Here is a 1712-nt window from a genome sequence, read left to right on the forward strand (position 1 = left end):
CTGACAGCAGACGCGGGCCGAACCCTTTGTGGGCCTCGCTGGACTCGGCGCCGGGTGGGGGTCGGTCCGGGGGAGGGAGCGTCCGGATCGGCGGGGCCGGTTTCGATGAGCGGGCGGGCTTCTACGGTGGGTTGATCAGTCGGCGCGTTCGGGAAGGGGCCCAGGTGGGGAGTTCGGCGACGATATCGGCGAGGTTGGTGGCAGCCAGGGTCTGCCGCCAGGCTTCGTGGGCTTCGGCCATCTTCACGGCGAGCAGGCACGGGGTGCGGCACTCCTCCGAAGGCAGAGCGCCGCGGCCCTGCTGCCGGATCTCCCGGCATTCGTAGGGCGCGGCGCCGCCGTCGACCGCCTCGACGAGCTGCAGGAGGGTGATGTCGGCGGCCGGACGGGCGAGCCGGAATCCTCCGCGCGGGCCCGTCGTCGCGCTCAGCAGGCCGGCCCGGACCAGGCCTTGCAGCTGTTTCGCCAGGTAGGGGGCGGGTAGGTCGAAGTATTGGGCGAGCTGTGCCCCCGACACCGTTTCACCCGGATCCAGCTGCGCCAGCGATGTGGCGCAGTGCAGTAACCATTCCGTGCTCACCGGCAGTTTCACGATCACGAGTGTATCCAAGATATTGCGGATCTATTTAGTCCGAGATAGGTTCTAACCCTGCCGAGACGAAGGAGCGGGTCATGAGTATGCGAATCGCGGTCGCGGGCGCGACCGGCAATATCGGGGGCCGGACGGCCGCCACCCTGGCTGCCGCCGGACACGATGTGGTGCGGATCAGCAGGTCACTGGGGGTGGATCTGACTACGGGCGCCGGACTGGATACCGCCCTCGCCGACGTCGACGCCGTGGTGGACACCACGAATTTCGGCGGCATCGACCCCGCGGAGGCGGTCGCCCACTTCGGCACCACCACCGGCAATCTGCTCGCGGCCGAACAGCGCGCCGGCGTCCGGCACCACGTACTGCTGTCCATCGTGGGAATCCACGATGTCGAGGGAAACGCCCACTACGCGGGTAAGCGTGAACAGGAACGCCTGGTCTCCGCGAGCCCGGTGCCGTGGACGATCGTCCCCGCGACCCAGTTCCACGATTTCGCCGCGATGGTCGCCGGCTGGACCGAACACGACGGCGCCGCCACCATCGCCCCACTTCTGATACAGCCCATCGCCCCCGCCGATATCGCCGCGATCCTCGCCGAGATCGCCACCGGCTCACCCCAGGGCCGCTACCGCGATGTCGCCGGCCCCGAAACCCAGGACCTGGTCGATATGGCTCGCCGCACCAACGACGCCCAAGGCCACCCCCTCCGCCTGATCCCTACCTGGTCGGGCATCTTCGGCCCCGAAATGGCCGGAACCGCGCTCCTGCCGGGCGCGGACGCCAGAATCGCCCCCACCACATTCGACGCCTGGCTGAAAGACCTGTCCCCCCACTGACCGCTCGCCCCGAACGGGCCACGCCCGAGGCCCGAACGCCGCGCAAGGGCCGCCACCCCTCGGCCCGAGCCCTGGACATACGCGGTCCGGCGGTTTCCGCGAGCTCGATCCGGACACCGAAGAATTCGGCAACTTCGCCCAAAAATTCGGTGATCCCGGCCCCACGACCTGCAAAAACGACGACTGATCCAGATCCGGACGCCCCCCTCCCCGAACCGACCACCACCCAGCGCCGAGTTCAGCGAGGCCCTCAAAGGGTTCGGCCCGCGTCTGCTGTCAGCGCT

At 68.9% G+C, this 1712-nt stretch carries 2 protein-coding genes; one reads left to right on the plus strand and one right to left on the minus strand.

The window, feature by feature from the left end:
* Nucleotides 1-121 precede the first annotated feature (121 nt).
* Complete coding sequence (locus tag ACWDU1_RS32170) at nucleotides 122-592, minus strand: RrF2 family transcriptional regulator (RefSeq protein WP_450004187.1); 471 nt, start codon at nucleotides 590-592, stop codon at nucleotides 122-124.
* An 80-nt stretch (nucleotides 593-672) separates the two neighbouring features.
* Here ACWDU1_RS32170 and ACWDU1_RS32175 point away from each other — a divergent pair, with 80 nt between their 5' ends.
* Nucleotides 673-1428 carry an SDR family oxidoreductase gene (locus tag ACWDU1_RS32175; RefSeq protein WP_450004188.1) on the plus strand — a complete coding sequence of 252 codons (756 nt, stop codon included), beginning with the start codon at nucleotides 673-675 and terminating at the stop codon, nucleotides 1426-1428.
* The last annotated feature ends 284 nt before the right edge of the window (nucleotides 1429-1712 follow it).

The sequence above is a fragment of the Nocardia sp. NPDC003345 genome (assembly GCF_053589395.1).

Bases quoted from the DNA above. Each gene is read 5' to 3' on its own strand.
- ACWDU1_RS32175 (WP_450004188.1), top strand. From the start codon at position 673: ATGAGTATGCGAATCGCGGTCGCGGGCGCGACCGGCAATATCGGGGGC.